The organism is Streptomyces sp. NBC_00859 (genome assembly GCF_045161865.1).
In the GTDB taxonomy this organism is placed as follows: Bacteria; Actinomycetota; Actinomycetes; order Streptomycetales; family Streptomycetaceae; genus Streptomyces.
This window is the reverse complement of the sequence record NZ_CP108826.1, coordinates 7729593-7746743: the sequence shown is the minus strand read 5'-3', so window position 1 is coordinate 7746743 and position 17151 is coordinate 7729593. Positions and strand designations below refer to the sequence as shown.

Sequence of the window (17151 nt, the reverse complement as noted above, 5' to 3'; positions counted from 1 at the left end):
TCGGTGGGCTGACGGCTGCGGATCCAGACGAGGAAGTCGCATAGATGGAGTCCGATGCCAGGACCTGCCGCATTTCTTTCAACTCAACGCCAGGCCTCACGGCGTTCATCGTCGAACCGGCGAAGTAGCCGGGCTCCGAACCCGACGCCCGACTCCGCGACATCAAGTCCCGCTGATTCGCAACGGTTTGAGCCACCCGGCCGTATCATTTTGCTCGCGCGACGAAGTACCGGATGCGCGGTGTTCTCTCGGACCCTGAAAGGGCTGGAAAGCTGAACCGGTTGCTCTATCGAGGCCCCTCGTTGGAAGTCCTGCACGAGGAGTACGCGAAGAAGGGTCGCCTGGACGAGCGGGCGCCGGTCTCCAGATCGTTCGACATGCCCTCCGCCCCGGCCATCGAACGTTCCGACCAGCGCGAGTCACCCGTCGGTGTCGCCTGGCCGAGCGTCCTGGCGACCAGGGCTTCGACCTGCTCGCCAGGACGATGTGGACTCCGTTCACCCTGTGGTGGGCCATTCCCGAATTCCGGCATGACCGCCCTCGCCAGCACCATCGCCGGAGTCCTCTGCCTCCCCTTGGTTGTCTGGGGACCGACCGCTGCTCGGTGCCGTCACCTACCCGTACTACCGCCGACACCACACAACACGCCACTCCTGTGAGTTTCACGAATCAGAGCCACGTCTGACAGGAGGCTGGGGCGTCCGGTCGGTGGCGGGCCCGGTGAGGGTACGCCACCGACCAAGTGGCGTCGGTTCAGAGCAAGGCGTGCGGGTATTGCTCGGCGCGGTGCTGGAAGGCGAGAACCGCGGGGTTTTGGACGATGCCGCCGCGGATCTCGATCGCTCGGTGAATCGTGCTGTCGCCGTCCCAGCCGGCCGGCCCCTCGATGATCGGCCGCAGGAACGGGATCAGCGCCTCGCTGTTCTCCCAGGTGGCCGCATCCCACAGGTAGGAGGGGCTGTGGTCCACGGCGTAGTAGTGGATGTGGTCGCCGACCGTGAACATCGGCTCGTTGAAGGTGGTAGGCCGAGCCCAGGCGAACCCCATGCCCTCGTCGCAGGAGACGTCGATGACGAGGGTGCCGGGCGCGAGCTTCGGCAGGTCCTCCTCTATCAGGAACATCAGCGGTGCAGCAGTGTCCTGGAGCACGCAGTTGACGATGATGTCGTGCCCGGCGAGGAACTCGGCCAGCGGCTCCGGGCCGTCCTCAGTGAGCGCGATGCTGCGCCGCGGGTCGGGGGTTTCGTCGGCCGCGTCATGGTCGAAACGCACGATCCGTGCCGAGTGGATCGGTGAGCTGACCGCGGTGGTCCCGCGGGCAGTCAGCACATCCACATCATGAACTCCCAGCGCGCTGAGCGCGGTTACCGCGCCGCGGGCGGTGGCGCCGAAGCCGATCACTGCCGCCCGCCGCCGACGCCCGTAGTCACCGGTCGCGCCGGTCAGCTGCATGGCATGCAGCACCGACGAGTACCCGGCCAATTCGTTGTTCTTGTGGAAGACGTGCAGGCTGAAACCACCTTCTCGGGTCCAGTGGTGCATCGCCTCGAAGGCGATCACCGTGAGCCTGCGGTCGATGGCGGCCTGCGTGACCCTCTCGTCCTGCACGCAGTGCGGCCACCCCCACAGCACCTGTCCGTCCCGCAGCTCCGCCAGATCCTCGTGCAGCGGTTTGGCCAGCAGGATGACGTCGCACTCCGCGATGAGCTCCTCGCGTGAGCGGAAACCAGCGACCCACGGGGCGAGCTGACGGTCCGAAACACCGAAGTGCTCTCCGTAACCGGTCTGCAGAAAGATGCTGGGCTGAAGATCGACGTCGATGCGTTCGAAGTGCGCTGGGTGGATCGGCAGACGGCGTTCGTTCTCTTTGCGGACTTGCGACATGATTCCGAGCTTGAGCTGCTGCAAAATGCCCCTCTGATTACTACCTGTTTAACACACCCTGGAGCGCGCGGCCTCGGTCGACGGCGCTGACGAGGCCGGGCGCCACGGTGCACATCACGGCTTGCAGCCGGCTGCCCAGCCTCGAAGCTGCGCACCCGTCTCTCCTCCTTGCGTCCCGGCGGCCAGGATGCCCGTCACAACAAGAACCCACGCGAGAACGGGGCGTGAGCCGACACTGACCGCGTCGGTGCTGGTCAGGTGTGTGGCAGAGGATTGGTGATAGCCCGATCGATCACACAAATCGCGGTCCGGTCGGTAGCCTGGGCACTGTCGTCGGACGGCAGTCTGTATCCGCCCCTCTCCAGGGATGTCCAGTGTGTCGGAATCCGGCCTCGTCAGGCCGGCGTTTTGGCCTGCCCTGGAGAAGACAGCGCTTAGTTCCGTAACATTTACCCTCTGCTTTGAAGCACCGTTCTGGGTCGGCATCCTTGAGATCGCCGAAGCCGGCGAGCTGCGCGCGACCCGGCATCTGTTCGGTCATGAGCCCACCGATGCCGAGCTGTACCAGTTCCTGCTGTGCCACGGACAACGCCTGCTGGAGCGTGCAGATGCCGATCCCGCGGTGCCCGAAGAGTCTCGCCGCCTGGCTCGCGCCAACCCGAAGCGCGCTATGAGGCTTGCAGCCCGTGAAGCAGCCCGAGTAGCTGAGGGGCAGCACAGTACTGCCTCCCAGGAAGCAATTCGACTGGAAGGTGAGCAACGTGTGTCGCAAAGGGCAAAGGAATCCAGGAAACGGAAAGAAAAGGAAGCCGAGCGCAAGTACGCAATCGCACGCGCCAAGCGCAAGCAGCGCAAGCGCGGGCATTGAGCAGCGGCACCCCGACGTGGGCCGAGGCCGCCCGGCACCTCCGCGGACCTGACCGTCTCCGCCCGGCCACCGCCCAACTGGGCCGGCCGCTGGGCCGCTCGATGTCCCGCTCCGACCGTCGAGGCACCCCGATGTGCGAGGAGGCCTGGGTCCGGCAGGCCTGCAGCAGCGTCAGTGTGCGGACCGGTCTGCCCCTGTCCGCCGAGTTCACAGCTGAGAGCACGCACGGCAGTCAGTGTCCGGAGCCTCTGGCGCAGGCACCCGCCAGTTCGATCCCGCCACTGAGTCCGTCGGCGGCGGCCGGCTCTGGTTTTGCGGTCGTGCCGGGTGCGACCGGACGCGCGTGACCACGACGTGTGCGCAGGGCTTCCTCTCGGTGAGCCACCACAGCTGTCCCTGTCCGCGGACTCACAATTCGTCGTCCGTCCACTGGTCGAGCAGGGCTTCACCGCTGACGCCTTTGTCGGGTGCCCCAGAGCCGAGGGACTGCTCGGCCCAGATGACCTTGCCACGTGCGGTGTAGCGCGTGCCCCAGCGGTGCGCAAGCCGGGCGATGATGAACAGGCCCCTGCCTCCCTCGTCGTTGGTGGCGGCCCGGCGTACGTGCGGAGCGGTGCTGCTGCCGTCGGCGACTTCACAGATCAGGGTGTTGTCGTCGTACAGCAGACGGAGCCGGATCGGCTGAGTCCCGTAGCGGATCGCATTGGTGACCAGTTCGCTGACGATGAGTTCGGCCGTGTAGACGGCGTCCTCCAGGCCCCACGCGTTCACCACGCGGGAGGCCTCCGCGCGAATCCCGGAGACAGCATCCGGTTCGTCGGGTACGTCCCAGTCGGCGACGCTGCCGGGGTCCAGGAGGTGGGTGCGGGCGATGAGCAATGCCACGTCGTCCGTGGGCCGGGCAGAGAGCAGGGCGTCGAGGACCGCTCGGCAGGTGGACTCAGGGCTGAGATCACCCGGGCGCTCAAGTGCTGTGCGCAGGGCCTCCAGTCCGACGTCGATGTCGTGGCCGCGCCGTTCGACCAGTCCATCGGTGAAGAGGACCAGCCGGCTCCCTTCGGGCAGGGCGAGGTCGGTGGTCTCCACCGGCAGGCCCTCTCTGATTCCGAGAGGCGGGGACCCGGGAATCTCCGGAAAGGTGACGGTGCCGTCGGGGTGTACCAAGGCTGGGCCCGGGTGGCCGGCCCTGGCCAGGGTGCAGTGTCCGCCGACCGGGTCGTAGATGGCGTACAGGCAGGTGGCGCCGGAGACTTCGACGTCGCTGTCGCCCTCCGTGTCGAGGCGCCCGACGAGGTCGTCGAGGTGGGCGAGGAGTTCGTCCGGGGACAGGTCGAGGGCGGAGAAGTTGTGCACGGCAGTGCGCAACCGGCCCATGGTGGCGGCGGCGTGCAGACCATGGCCGACAACATCGCCGACCACCAGCGCGACCCGGGCTCCGGACAGCGGAATGACGTCGTACCAGTCCCCACCCACCCCCGGCTGGGCGGGGAGGTAGCGATGGGCAACCTCAAGAGCGGAGTGCGAAGGGAGGACGCCGGGCAGCAGGCTGCGCTGGAGGGTGACCGCCATGTCGTGCTCGCGGGTGAAACGGCGCGCGTTGTCGATGGCTACACCCGCGCGGGCCGCCAGTTCCTCGGAGAAGGACAGGTCCTCGGGCTCGAAGGGCTCCTTGTCCATGCGCCAGAAGTTGACCGCACCCAGCACCACAGCCCGCGTCTTCAGCGGAACGGAGATCAGGGAGTGGATCCCGTAGTCCAGTACCGCACGGGCCCGTGACGGGTCCTGCGGGACCCATGCGTCGGAGGCCGAGAGGTCAGCCGTGAGAACAGCCCGGCCGCCGGACCCAGTGACCGCCGTGAGACTGCCGGGCCGCAAATGCAGCATCTCCCCCACCGGGTGGAGAGGATGATCGGTGCGGATACCGGCGATCGCCGTGCGGCGCATGCCGGTGACGGCCCCTGTGGGTTCCTCACCACGCAGTACGGGGTCCAGCAGCTCCACAGTGACGAAGTCGGCGAATCGTGGCACCACCACGGCCGCCAGTTCCTCGGCGGTGCGCACCACGTCGAGGGAGGTGCCGATGTGCGCGCCGGCGTCGAGGAGCAGTTGCAGCCGTGACCGTGCCACTTCGGCCCGGCCCGCCAGCTCGCGCAGCTCGGTGGTGTCCCGCAGCGTGACCACGCTGCCCGGCGGAGCCCCTCCACGTTCCACGGTACGGAGGTTGACTGCGAGCAGCCGGTCCCCGGTGGAGTGGACCTCGTCGCTGGCCGCCCTGCCCGAGGCCAGGAGTTCCATGGTGTCCGGGGCCAGGCCGAGGTCGGTCACCTCGTGCTGCTCGGCGTCATGCGGCAGGTCGAGCAGGCGACGCGCCTCGTCGTTGGCCAGCGTGAGTACGCCGCGGTCGTCGATGATGAGCACGCCTTCCCGTACCGAGTGCAGGACCGCGTCATGGTGCTCGTACATCCGCGTCATCTCGGCCGGCGCGAGTCCACCGGTCTGGCGGCGCAGCCGCCTGCTCACGACCGCCGAACCGGCCGCGGCCAGCAGGAGTGCCCCGCCGGCGATCGTGAGAACGGCCGGCAGCTGGTGCGAGACCATCTCGTTCACACTCTTGACGTAGATCCCTACGGAGATCAGTCCGACGACCCGGCCCTTGTCGTCGAAGACAGCGGTCGTCGTGTCGACGGCTCGCCCGAGTGCGCTCTCGAACGTCTGCTGGTACGGCTTGCCGCTGAGCGCCGGTGCGAAGTTGCCGGTGACATGGCCGCCGATGCGGCTCGGGTCGGGGTGCGACCAGCGGATGCCCTTCGGGTCGAACGCCACGACGTAGCCGACGTTTGCGCTCTTGCGCATCTTCTCCGCACTCGGCTGCAGCACCCGGGTGGGGTCGGCCGACTGCATTGCGCCGGCGGTGCCGGGTGCGTCCCCGAACGCCACGGACACGGCAAGCGACCTGTCCCGTGCCTCGTCCGTTGCGTGGCGCTGAGACTGGACGAAGAGCACCAGCAGAGTAGCGGCGAAGAGCACGAGCGCCACCACCACCTGCAGCAGGAACACCTGGCCCGCGACGCTTCGCTGACCCAGGTGGGGCAACCGGCGGGATCGCCAGGTCCGGAACCGCCGCAGATGCTTGTACGCGCCCATTCACCCAGCATCGCCGAGGGCGGTTCCGCAGAGCGGCTGACCGCGCCGGGGGAAGCGCTGCCTCACATGAAGACGGGGCACGAGAACGCAGTCCTGGGCGGGCATCCCTCGCGGAGTCCGGTCAGCGTTCGGGTCAGCAAGCGCGAGACGCGCATCGGGGACAGCGATGAGCGTGTTCCGCGCGTACTGGTACTCGTGCGTGCCCTCTTCCAGTACGTGCAACCGGTCGAAGGACACCTTGCTCAGGGCCCGCGCATCCTTCGGCGCCACCTCCAATGGGCCCTCGACCGGCGGTAGCTCGCCAACCGCCGGACTTGCGACAACCGCCTGGGACGCGGGGCTCGGCTGTGGCGCAGCGGAAGCCCGAGCGTGGGCTCGCCCTGGCCGGAGTTGCCCGCCGTACCGGCCGGGAAAACCGCTGTCGGGCAAACGAATCGATTGGTAGAACTAGCGCTGTGCACAAGACTCTGGAGTTTCCCGATCTGCTGCGGCTGATCGACGAACGGGCAACGGCCTTCCGCGCCGCGATAGCCGCCGCGCCCAGCCTCGATCTGCCCGTGCCGACCTGCCCCGGGTGGACGCTGTTCGACCTGGTGCAGCACATCGGCGAGGGCCGCCGCCGCTGGGCCGCCACCGTCGCCGCCGGGCCGGACGCCACGTCCAGGACCCCGGCCCAGGGTGACGCGGTCGCGCCGCAGGAGCGCGAGGCCGTGCCGGCCTGGCTGGCCGCCTCGACCGAGCTGATGTTGGCGGCCCTGCGGGAGGCCGGTCCGGACCAGGGCTGTTTCACCGGCTGGGGTTACACGCAGACGCCGCACACCGCCGGTGGCGTCGCCCGGCACCAGATCCAGGAGATCGCGGTGCACACCTACGATGTCCACCTCACCGTGGGCGAGTCGACCGCACTGCATGCCGACGTGGCGCTCGACGGGGTCGAGGAGAACCTGTTCATCGCCAGTTTCACGACGAGTGCCTGGCCGCACAAGCCCACCGCCTTCGACATCCACGCCATTGAGGGCCGCTCCTGGCGCCTCACGGTCGACGGCGACGGTGCACGGACCACCCGGTTGCCGGCTGCCGGCGAGGACCCGGACGCGGCGGGCCTCTCCATTCGCGGCACGGCCAGTGATCTGGTCCTCTGGCTGTACAACCGCGTTCCGGTGGACTCGCTGCGACTCGACGGGGACCCGGAGCTGCTCGACCTGCTCCTCGCCTGGGAACCGGAGGACTGGGCGTGACGACGCGCCACCGCGTACACACCTGCCGCTGAATCGCGAACGGACTCGCACCGAAACGGATGGTCGAATTCCGGGCGTTGGCTGCGCGCACGACGACGAGGGAGTCCACAGTCAGGTGGTGACGTCCGATATGGACTCCCCCGCGACCGCGCTCTACGCCAGGACCGACCTGCTGATGGGTTCGCCGCAGCTCGCCCCGTAGGGGCCAACGCCGCAGCTCAGCGATACCGAACTGGTGACACTGTCGATGATGCGGGCCGTGCTCGGCTACACCTCCGGGGCCCGTTGACTCCGGCATGCACGGGCCCATCTGACGCACCTGTTGCCGTACCTGCCGAAGCCCCCCGGTTACAACGAGAGGCTGCGGAAGGCGGGCAGGCTCATCCGGCACGTCATGCACGAGTTGGCCACGGACACACCGCGCTGTGGACCGACGACGTGTGGGTGGTGGTCTCCAAACCAGTCGAGTGCCGCACCCCCGGCGGCGCGATGGTCCGCGTGCTTCGGCGAATCCTCGCGCTGACCGCCGCCATCCGGCACAACGAGCACACCGGCCCGGCGTGCGATCGCTGACTGCCTGTGCCCACCGACGGCCTGGAATCGGTCATCCAGGCACGGCAGCTGCCCTGTGCCTCCCGCACAAGGCGGTCATGCGGCCTGGATGAGTTCCGCGCGGCCGAAGAGCAGCGCCCATCCGGACGGGAGTTGGGCGAGGATGCGGTCCATGAGGCCGGGGCCTGCCAAGTGAGCGACGGTGGCGAGGACGGCTCCGGTGTCCCAGCGGGTCGTCGCCGGCGTGCCGCCTGTGCGGGTGGCCAGGTCCTTGACGAAGTTCCACCCGGTGCGGGGTTGGCTGTCGGGGACCTGGCTGGTGAAGACAAGGGCGGCCTCGAAAGGAAGACGGGCCGCGAGGTCGACTCGCTCGTCGCCGGTCAGCTGACGCCCCAGAGCGGCCAGCACGGCGCGCGTGACGTCCTCGGCACGCTCGCGGGTGGGATACGCGCCTTCGTAGCGGATTTTCTCCAGCATCTGGTGAAACGTCGTGTCTGTCCGGGCGGCGGCAGGTTCACGCAGCGGGAACATAGCGGAGTGATCGCCTTTCTCATTCAAGGGCGTCTTTGCTGACAGGAAGAGTTACTGGCATGGGTGTCGGCCCGCCCGGCTCCCCCGGGTGAGGCTGTCGGCCCTGTTCTGCGCCCAGATCTGCTCAGGTACGACCGCAGAGGATGCCGTAGCCCCCGGGGGCCGGATGCGGCGGACGGGTCGCTGCACATAGCTCGCGGAACGGAATGCCGACGGAATGCCGGAGGACGGGATCGGCGTGGGGCCAAGGATCGATGCCCGTCCTCCGACGTCGGCACAGCCGGGATACCGGCCTCTCAGCCGCTGATTTCCTGGTGCGCGGGCTGCTCACCGATCGAGATCTTGCGGGGCTTGGCACGCTCGGCGATCGGGATGCGCAGGGTCAGCACCCCTGCGTCGCAGTCGGCCGTGATGCGCTCGGTGTCCAGGGTGTCGGCCAGCACCAGCTGGCGGGAGAAGACACCCAGCTGCCGCTCGGAGAGCTCCATCTGCACGTCGTCCGCCTTCACCGCCGGCCGGCGCTCGGCCCTGACGGTGAGCATGTTCCGCTCGACATCAATATCGATCGCGTCCTTCGCGACCCCGGGCAGGTCGAGGGCGATCACGTACTCCTCACCCTCCCGGTAGGCGTCCATCGGCATCGCCGACGGCCTGGACCAAGTGCCCGTCGCGCCCGTCAACTGCTGCGCGATCCGGTCGAGTTCGCGGAACGGGTCAGTGCGCATCAACATCGCGAAAACACCTCCACAGGTCTGGCAGAAACTGCCAATGCGCTTCGTGTGCCACCGTTGTAACATGTCATCCAGACGATGACAAGCGAAGCGTCACCTGAAGGGTGACATCAAGAAAGAGCGTCCATGAACACGACCTCCCCCGGCGGCGAACCCGCCTCCTTCCACGCCGCGGCAGCAGCGCTGAACACCATCGGCGACGCCGTGCATACCGCCCAGAACGCCCCGGCCCCACTCCGCCTCCAAGACGGCCAGGCCAGCTCGGAGGAGGCCTTGTCTGCCCTGCTCATGCTGCGGGAACTGCGCGAACAGCTCAGCGCATGGGAACCCGGGCTGATCGAGGCAGCGCGGGCGGCCGGTACGAGCTGGGCCGACCTGGCCCACCCCCTGGGCGTCGCCAGTCGGCAAGCTGCTGAGCGGCGCTATCTGCGTGTGCGCCCCGGAGCCCCCGGCAGTACCGGCGAACAACGCGTACAAGCCACCCGCAATCGGCGCGCCGCCGACCGCACCGTCACCGCCTGGGCCCGGGACAACGCCGCTGACCTGCGACAGCTCTCCGGCCAGATCAGCGCACTCACCGATCTCCCCGCGCCGGCGCACACACTCCAGGCGAATCTCACCGAGGCCCTCGCCGACAACGACGCCGCCAACCTCATCAACCCGCTCGCGGACACCCACGCCCACCTCACGGCCCGCCACCCCGATCTCGCCGACCGCGTCGACACCATCACCCACAACGCCGACCGACTGCGCCAGGCCGGCAGCGACGACCACTGAAAGTGGGCTGATGGAGTCCATGCCTGTTCCACTGAGTGGTGGCCGCACAGGGCGTTTGCGGGTGGTTGCTCGCATATGGCTGCGAACGCGGGAGGCGGGGTAGTCGGGGAACCGAACGGAATACGGCGTTGATCAGGAGATGGGAATGGCACAGTCAGCGGCATCGCCGCCAAGGACCCGGGCAGCGGCACAGGGCCGGCCCGCCAGGGTGAGGCAGTGGCTGCGCCGGGCTGCGGGTTCGGACGGTCACGAGCGGCACACCCTGGAACTGATCGGGAAGAGCACCCTCGCCGCCACCATCTCCTGGGTGATCGCCTACGACGTGATGCACGCGACGTCCCCGGCCTTCGCCCCCTTCTCCGCGATCCTGATCATGCAGGTCACGGTGTACCAGTCAGTGACACAGGCGCTCCGCTACGTCGGTGCCGTCTCGGCCGGTGTGGCACTGCAGGCCGTGCTCGGCCTGCTGGCCGGCCCCGATCTACTGACGTTCGCCCTCGTGGCGCTGGTCGCCCTGACCATCGGCCGATGGCGACCGCTGGGCTCCCAGGGCTCCCAGGTGGCCACAGCGGCCCTTTTTGCGTTCTCCACCTACGTATCCGCGTCCAGCTCGGGACAGGCGCTCACCCAGCTCGGCCAGATCATCCTGCTCGTCTTCATCGGATGCGGAGTGGGTGTCCTGGTCAACCTGCTCGTGCTGCCGCCACTGCGCTACCGCAGCGCTGAATACGGGATTCACACCCTTGCGCAGTCGCTGTGCGACCTGATCAGCGACATCTACCCCGCCCTGAGGGAAGAAGAGGGGCTGGAGGAGGAACGCACCGCACAGTGGCGCCAACGCGCCGCGTCCCTGGGCTCCATCGTCACGCAGGCGCAGTCCTCGATGAACACCGCGAGGGAGAGCATTTACTACAACCCCCGCCACCTGTTCCGGCGCAAGCACGGCCACCACACCACATTCGACGGCTACCAGGCCGTGATCGACGCTCTGGAGCGCGTGTCCTACCAGCTGGCGTCGATGACCCGAAGCCTCGACCAGGAGCAGGACACCGATGAGCGCACCGGTCACGACCAACAGCACTTCTACCACGCCTACGGAGACCTGCTGGCCGCCCTCGCCCGGATCACCAGCCTCTTCGGCGAAATCGACGAAGACCGGCTGAAGGACCAGGCCCAGCAACTGTGCAAGGCCGCGAGCGACGCACAAGAGGTCTACCAACGGCTCGCCAAGGACGCCCAGGCCGGCTCACTGCGCATCAGCGACCCGTCCTGCCCCTACGGCATTCTCCTGGCGGAAGCAGCCCGGCTGACGGACGAATTCCAGTACACCTGCGACGTCCTGCAACACGGCGTCGACCACTCCGTGCAGCAGCAGTCCTCCGAGAACTGAAAACACAAAAAGGGTGCACTATTGATTTATTGAGCGGGCGATCCATGATGGGAGATTCGTCGTGATCATCCTAGGAGTCATTCTCCTCATCGCCGGTCTGGTGACCGGGCTGGGCATTCTGTGGACCATCGGAATCATCCTGGCCGTTGTCGGAGCCGTCTTGTGGATTCTGGGTGCTGTGGGCCGTGCAGTCGGAGGACGCAGGCACTACTGGTGAAACGAGCCGAGAGATCGGCTCGGAAGAAGATGCAGCCCCAGGACGGCCCAGGACGGAACCCGCGATGAACGAGCCGCGGTTCCTGAGCGGCCGTTGGATTCCCCGTGCCAGTCGTCCGCCGAGCTCTCGGGTCGGCTGCGCGCCGCTCGGGGGAGGACAGCTCGTGCGTGACGTGCGGATGAGGTCGGCCGCCTTCCGCGGCCTGTTGTGCTGGCCCGGCTGCTTCGGCAGGTACGGGGACACGAGGCCCGTACCTGCCGGTCGACACCGTCCGCTCGCGGACACCAGCGGCGCGGGCGACTGCGCTGATCCCGCCATGCCCGAGGGACCGGGCCTCCGCCTCCATCAAACGACGACGTTGCCGCTCTGGCTCTGGCACGGATTTCGTGACCGGTTACGGTGCGTGTGTTGGCCGCTGGTATCTGGCAGTGGTGCGCTGATGGCCAGAGCTTCGTCGAGGATGCCGGGCCGGGAGGGTGCGAAGGCTGGGCAGGTCGTCGCTGCGGATGGCGTCGAGCCATTACGGGAGACGGTGGCCTTGGCGCTCGGTGAGCATTTCGGCGAAGGACCGGACGTGGCCGGTGAGGGCTTCGAGTTCAGGGCAGTTGGCCAGGACTTCCTTCAGCCGGATGTGTTCCGGTCTGGCGGCGTCAGCCAGGCGCTTGACGGTTCGGTGTGTCATTTTTCGGTCTGCTTCTCGCGCCACCCGGCAGCCGCCAACCCGTCACTCAGAGCCGCACTTGCACGGAAGTTGAGCCAGAACCGCCGCTTCGCTGAGATGCGGCGAATTCGCCTCGAACTTTCCCGCCAATACGCCCTGTTACTCGACCAGGCCGCCCAGACCGACGCAACGGACCACCGAGCAGATAGCAACGAGGCAATGATCTGCACACCGTGAAGCACAATCTGACCCTCGACGCCACCTGCACCCCTGGAGGGCCGGCGCCCCATCAGGAACGAGACCACGGTGGTAGGTCTACGAACGCGAGGCGACGGGGACGCCTCATCACGGTCACCGGCACGGGATGCCAGTGACATTGGGCCGGGGGCTCTTCAGGTGTTCAAGAGCTCCTTGACGCTCTGTCAGGCATTCTTCTGGGCTCAGGCCCCGTCCACCATCGCGGGCCCCCAAGGGGCGGGCCCCGAACCCTCCGCCCACGCCGCGAGGCAGGCGCCGTCCACACAGCGGATACCGCACTCCGCGGCGTACTCCGCGGCCGGCACCGTGAGCTGACTGGTCGTCACCACCAGGGCGAGCTGCGCCCCGTGCACGGACCAGCAGGTACCGCCGAAGCGCTGCAGGTCCTGGGAGCCGACCTTGTGTGCGGGACCGTACTGCTTGCACTGCACGACGACGCGCCGGCCGTCGGGTGCGGTCGCCAGGACATCGGCGCCGAGGTCACAGGCGCCGCCGACGACCTCGACATCGCGGCAGCCATCTCGCTCGCACAGTGCGGCGACAGCCGCCTCGAACCCGTCGGGGTCCAGGGCCGCGAAGTCAGGGCCGGGTCCGGGCAGTACCGCGGTGTGCCCGTCGCGTGCCCTGACGGGCACGGTGGGCGCGAAGGCCTCGACGGGCGGGGCCGCCGCAGCAGTGGGCGCACCGCCGGCCCCAGCCATCCCCGCCCGAGCGGCGCGGCGCAGTTCGCGGGCTCCGGGCATGGCGCGGAACACGGTATAGAGCACGGGAAGGGCGAGGAACGCGAGGAGTACGGCAGCGAGCGGATGTGCCCCCGCCCAGTGTGCGAAGCGTACAAAAAGCAGGGCGGCGGCACAGAGCAGGGCTCCCGCCAGCGCGAGGGCAAGAACCGGCCGGGGCAGCGGCCCCGCCGCCCGGGGGCGGCCGGGGTTACTCCTGGTCTCCCGTATCAGCACCGGGCCTCCTCCACATCGTCGCGACCTCTTGGGTGGACGTGTGCCCCGATCGGCCCAATCCATGATCAATAAGGTGGGGGCTGCGCCCAGGGGCCCGAGTGTGCGAGGGGTTGCGATACCTCCGGGCCCCCGGCGGCCAGGAATCAGCTCCCGGGGAAGCCCGTTGTGTTCAGCGTTTCGCGGGCCGTAGAGATCTCACCGTCGAGGATGAGTCGTTCGGCGGTGCTGGCCTGGGGGATCCACTCCGGGGCCACAGTCGAGTAGGTGGTGACGTCATGCCAGGTCCCCTGGGTGTGGAACAGCTGGCGCAGCGTGGCCTCGGGGTGCAGACCGGCGGCGAGCATGACGTCCCTCATACGAGGGTGGTCGGCACGGTGGCCGGCCCAGATGCGGTGCAGACCGAGCCGGGCGAAGCCGTAGGCCATCAGAAGCCGGCCCGCCTCATGACCCTGGCCACTGAGAGGGGCGCCGGGCAGGAGGACCAGGCTGGTGAGCATGGCGTTGCGTCCGTACTCCTCGACGAGCAGCCCCATCGTGCCGACCATGGTGTCTTCGCCGGGTACGCAGACGGCCATGGTGTGTTTGCGGCGCGGGTGCGCGTACGGCTGGGCGAGGCACTGGGCGAAGGCGTCCTGGGCCTGGCGGGCATCCATGCGGTCCATGCCGAGGAACCGGGTCAGCAGGCGGTGGGTATGGATCCGTTCGAACGGGCCGAGGTCCGTGGCCCGCATCTCTCGCAACCAGAGGTGGTGGCCGTGCAGTTCGGGCAGGTGGGTCATGTGAGGGCTCCGACTCCGGCACGGGAAGGGGCCGTACCGATCAGCTCTTCGAGGTCGACGTAGTAGCGGCCGGAGCGCACGGGCCTGCCCAGCAGGATCCGCCGCGCGGTGTCGGTGACGAGCGCTCCGCCGAGCATCACACCACTGGCCAGCTGCGGCCAGCTGCGGAGACTCTCTCCGATCCGGCCCAGCGCGTCGGTCATCGCAGCGCTCAGCCGGCTCTCGTCGCAGACCTGGAGCAGGTACGCCATGGTGGCGGCCGGGCCGAGGCCGCGTACATCCCGCGCGGTGAGCTCCCCGGAACGGCCGTGGAAGAGGGCGCGGCCCGGTTCTTCGTCGAAACGCTCGACGTCCAGCATCCCGCGGTCGTTGGTGTCCATCAGGACCGGGACACGACGGGAACGGGCGTGTTCACGTGCCGCAGCCTTGACCCACGGCGTATCGCACTCCTCCACCAGGAGATCGAGAGGATGCTGCGCATCCCCGAAAAAACCCTCAAGGGTGTCCTCGGTGACGCCCTCACTCCACAACTCGATATCCAGATAAGGGTCGATCTCGTACATCTGCCGGGCGCACAGCACGGTCTTGGGAACACCGAGGTCATGGACACCGGCTCGCAGCCGATTGAGGTTACTCAACCCCAGGTGATCGAAATCCGCCAGGCGGAACGATCCTCCTACGCCTTCCATCGCGCACGTAAGCGCCGCACTGCTGCCGACGGACAGGCCGATCACACCGATCCGGGTGCCGAGGAGGTGCTGCTGTTCGGCGATGCTGATCTTATTGCGGTTGCGGTCGGTGCGCACGCGGCGGAAGTCCGGCTCAGGCAGGACGTGGACCAGCCTCCTGGACCACGGATACCAGACCCAGGTGCCGTAGCTGCTCCGGTCCGCGGGGACGCACACCTCGCCCACGGCGGACGCCAGTTGAGCGTCGGACAGAGGGGCGCCGGGCCGCAGGCAGCGCACCAGTTCCTCCAGCTGGCCGTCGATACGGTCATGCGTCTCGCGCACGGCGCCGGAGGCCAGCAGTGCCTCGAAGCGGGCCCGGTCGGCGGTCTTCGTCAGGTGCAAGAGGACCGGATGGGCGTCGTCCTGCGCGGGATTCCGCGGCTCGTTGCGCGGCTGCGAAACGTGCGGAACGGGAATATCGGAATTGATCACGAGCATGGAAGGTAGCAGCACGCGATCTTGGAAACGGCTCACAGACGGGGCGCGCACGCTCGAAAACATGCGCGGCCTTTCACCACCTTCACTCCCCCTGTTCGGGCTAAGAACTCCTGCCGGAATGAACGTTCGAGCCCGGTCAGGCGTCGATCTCCCAGTGGAGGGCTCCGGTTTGGGCGGGTGCTTTCAGCACCTCCGTGAGGGCTGCCGGGTCAGCGCCGGGTGGAAGGTCCACTGAGAGGTAGGTGCCCTGAAGCCACTCGTGCGGCAGAGCCGCTTCGACGACCTTGCCGTGCACGAGTTCGTGCAGCCGATCCCGGTCCAGGTGTTCCACTGCGAGGGCGACGCGCAAGGTCCGGTGGCCGGACTTCTGCACCACCGAGGTCACCAGATGGTTGCTGTCGATGGTCACCACGTCGAGATAGCAGATTCCTAAGGTGAAGAAGGGCAAACAGGTCACCTCGAACCTGTTCTCGTCCAGCCGGCGGGTCCACAACTGCTCGCGCCAGCCGAACTGCCGGTCCGAGAGGTCAGCGTGGATCATGTAGTTGGCGAGGCCCCGGCCGATGGGGTCCTCGTGCGTGATGATGGTGATGGGGTGCCTCTCGGATCCGGATCGCGACCTCAAGATCCTGCATCAGCGCCCGCTGCTGGAACACGGCGGGTCACGTTCAGTCGTCGGCGGCAGATGAGGGCGCGGGCCCCAAGCGAGGAAGGCCTCGTGGATGCCATCGCGGATCTCCCAGCGGATCCGCGGGCGGCGGAACCAGTACAACGAACACGTGCTCCACAAGCCGGTGTTGAGTACCGAGGCCGGCGCCGCGTCGGGCGTTGGCCCCCTGCGGTTCGGTCTCCGGTGGAGTGCTGTGTGCAATCACCGGGCCGTCCAGGCCCACCTGCACGGGAGCTGCCGGACCGGCCGGTCCGGCGAAATCGGGCCCCTGCCCCGGCAGCAGCGTTACGGGCGAGGCCTGTCCGCGAACACCCATCGGTTGCCGGCCAAGGCGTCATTGTCCTCGGGCAGTGGGCCGCGCCCGTGATGACGGGTGAAGTCGAAGGGGGTGTGAACCGACGTGGACCAGCCCCGGCACGTCAGGTCACCCGCGGAGTCCGGGCGCGGCTCTGTGTCGAACAGGCTGAGCAGGTCGATGCCGATCTGCTGTGTCGTCGAGGTGTACAGCGGGCTGTCGCGGTATTCCAGCAAGTCCTTGTCGAGCTTGACCTCGAACGCCAGAGAGCTGCCTTGCGTGCTCAGCCGGTCCACCGTGTCCATGAGGCGCCTCTCGGCGGCAGCCGGCAGGTAGAACAGCAGCCCCTCGGCCAGCCAGACGCTCGGTGCGCCGGCATCGAAGCCTGCGCAGGCCAGCGCTGTGGCCCAGTCGCCACGCAGATCGACGGGGACGGGTACGCGCGCTGCCTTCGGGGTGGCCGACAGTCCCTCGAGGACCGTGTGCTTGAACGCCAGCACGCTTTCCCTGTCGACCTCGAAGACCACACACCCCGCGGGCCAGCCGAGCCGGAATGCCCGTGAGTCCAGCCCCGCCCCGAGCAGGACCACTTGGCGGGCGCTTCCCGTGTGCACCGACCGCAGAAGAAAGTCGTCGAGGACCCTCGTGCGCAGACCGAAGTAACGTGCGAACCGTCCCCACAGCGGGTTCGCGTCCCCGTCCGGGACCTGCTGTATGCGGACCGGCCAGCCGGCGGACGCCGGTGCGGCGAGCACGAAGTGCTCGGCGTAGAGGTCCCGTGCCAGGGTGTCGTGGCGGTGGGTCTCGATCGCCCGTGCGGCGGCGACCATGAGAGCGGTCAGTCCGACACCCGCCTCCACACCTTCCACGCCGGTGCCCCGGTGCGCTGTGCCGGCCACGTGTCCTCCTGGGGGTGAGATGGGGCCGCCTGCAGCGGCACACACGCATGCCGGATCTACGGCGGTCTCCGGAGACGCGCCGTCAGGTGACGGCCGGCCGGTGCCGGTCGGCTGGAATGCGGCCGGCGGGTG

General features: G+C 68.2%; 15 protein-coding genes and 1 pseudogene. 6 read left to right on the top strand and 10 right to left on the bottom strand.

Translation table 11 applies throughout. The features are described from left to right. Positions 1-753: 753 nt before the first annotated feature. Positions 754-1908 carry a N(5)-(carboxyethyl)ornithine synthase gene (locus OG584_RS34175; protein ID WP_405783643.1) on the bottom strand — a complete coding sequence of 385 codons (1155 nt, stop codon included), beginning with the start codon at positions 1906-1908 and terminating at the stop codon, positions 754-756. A gap of 352 nt (positions 1909-2260) precedes the next feature. Here OG584_RS34175 and OG584_RS34170 point away from each other — a divergent pair, with 352 nt between their 5' ends. Next, positions 2261-2752: a YjdF family protein gene (locus OG584_RS34170; RefSeq protein WP_405783641.1), complete on the top strand. Its 492-nt coding sequence runs from the start codon at positions 2261-2263 to the stop codon at positions 2750-2752. Between the two features lie 408 nt (positions 2753-3160). Here the strand turns inward: OG584_RS34170 and OG584_RS34165 are convergent, their stop codons facing one another. Continuing rightward, entirely contained in the window at positions 3161-5896 is a 2736-nt protein-coding gene (locus OG584_RS34165; protein WP_405783639.1) for a SpoIIE family protein phosphatase, read from the bottom strand. A 165-nt stretch (positions 5897-6061) separates the two neighbouring features. Further along, positions 6062-6196, bottom strand: a pseudogene (locus OG584_RS34160) (RNA polymerase sigma factor SigF); the annotation flags it as partial. A gap of 155 nt (positions 6197-6351) precedes the next feature. On the opposite strand from OG584_RS34160, the gene OG584_RS34155 reads away from it, so the two are divergent. Then, a complete protein-coding gene (locus OG584_RS34155) occupies positions 6352-7134 on the top strand; it encodes a maleylpyruvate isomerase family mycothiol-dependent enzyme (protein WP_405783638.1) in 783 nt (260 codons plus the stop codon). A gap of 648 nt (positions 7135-7782) precedes the next feature. Here the strand turns inward: OG584_RS34155 and OG584_RS34150 are convergent. Beyond that, complete coding sequence (locus tag OG584_RS34150) at positions 7783-8217, bottom strand: DUF2267 domain-containing protein (protein WP_405783636.1); 435 nt, start codon at positions 8215-8217, stop codon at positions 7783-7785. 296 nt (positions 8218-8513) lie between these two features. Further along, positions 8514-8948: an Hsp20/alpha crystallin family protein gene (locus OG584_RS34145; protein WP_405783634.1), complete on the bottom strand. Its 435-nt coding sequence runs from the start codon at positions 8946-8948 to the stop codon at positions 8514-8516. Positions 8949-9074: 126 nt separating this feature from the next. Between OG584_RS34145 and OG584_RS34140 the strand changes: the two genes are divergently transcribed. From OG584_RS34140 to OG584_RS34125, 4 genes are all read left to right on the top strand, one after another. Then, a complete protein-coding gene (locus OG584_RS34140) occupies positions 9075-9725 on the top strand; it encodes a type III effector protein (protein ID WP_405783632.1) in 651 nt (216 codons plus the stop codon). 145 nt (positions 9726-9870) lie between these two features. Further along, the gene (locus OG584_RS34135) at positions 9871-11115 is read left to right on the top strand and encodes an FUSC family protein (protein ID WP_405783630.1); all 1245 of its coding nucleotides are present in this window, start codon (positions 9871-9873) and stop codon (positions 11113-11115) included. A 61-nt stretch (positions 11116-11176) separates the two neighbouring features. After that, positions 11177-11332 (top strand): DUF6131 family protein, encoded by a 156-nt coding sequence (locus OG584_RS34130; protein ID WP_405783628.1) that lies wholly within the window; start codon positions 11177-11179, stop codon positions 11330-11332. A gap of 439 nt (positions 11333-11771) precedes the next feature. Beyond that, the gene (locus OG584_RS34125) at positions 11772-12230 is read left to right on the top strand and encodes a hypothetical protein (RefSeq protein WP_405783626.1); all 459 of its coding nucleotides are present in this window, start codon (positions 11772-11774) and stop codon (positions 12228-12230) included. Between the two features lie 203 nt (positions 12231-12433). Here OG584_RS34125 and OG584_RS34120 read toward each other — a convergent pair whose 3' ends face one another. The 5 genes from OG584_RS34120 to OG584_RS34100 all read right to left on the bottom strand — a co-directional run bounded on the left by OG584_RS34120 (position 12434) and on the right by OG584_RS34100 (position 17019). Then, a complete protein-coding gene (locus OG584_RS34120) occupies positions 12434-13207 on the bottom strand; it encodes a restriction endonuclease (protein ID WP_405783625.1) in 774 nt (257 codons plus the stop codon). Between the two features lie 143 nt (positions 13208-13350). Continuing rightward, complete coding sequence (locus tag OG584_RS34115; RefSeq protein WP_405783624.1) at positions 13351-13986, bottom strand: GNAT family N-acetyltransferase; 636 nt, start codon at positions 13984-13986, stop codon at positions 13351-13353. After that, on the bottom strand, positions 13983-15149 hold the full coding sequence (locus OG584_RS34110; RefSeq protein WP_405783622.1) for a ThiF family adenylyltransferase: 1167 nt from the start codon (positions 15147-15149) through the stop codon (positions 13983-13985). Before OG584_RS34110 ends, OG584_RS34115 begins: the two co-directional genes overlap by 4 nt. Before the next feature lie 142 nt (positions 15150-15291). Further along, the gene (locus OG584_RS34105) at positions 15292-15780 is read right to left on the bottom strand and encodes a DUF4265 domain-containing protein (RefSeq protein ID WP_405783620.1); all 489 of its coding nucleotides are present in this window, start codon (positions 15778-15780) and stop codon (positions 15292-15294) included. A gap of 330 nt (positions 15781-16110) precedes the next feature. Beyond that, positions 16111-17019 (bottom strand): class I SAM-dependent methyltransferase, encoded by a 909-nt coding sequence (locus tag OG584_RS34100; RefSeq protein WP_405783619.1) that lies wholly within the window; start codon positions 17017-17019, stop codon positions 16111-16113. Between the last annotated feature and the right edge of the window lie 132 nt (positions 17020-17151).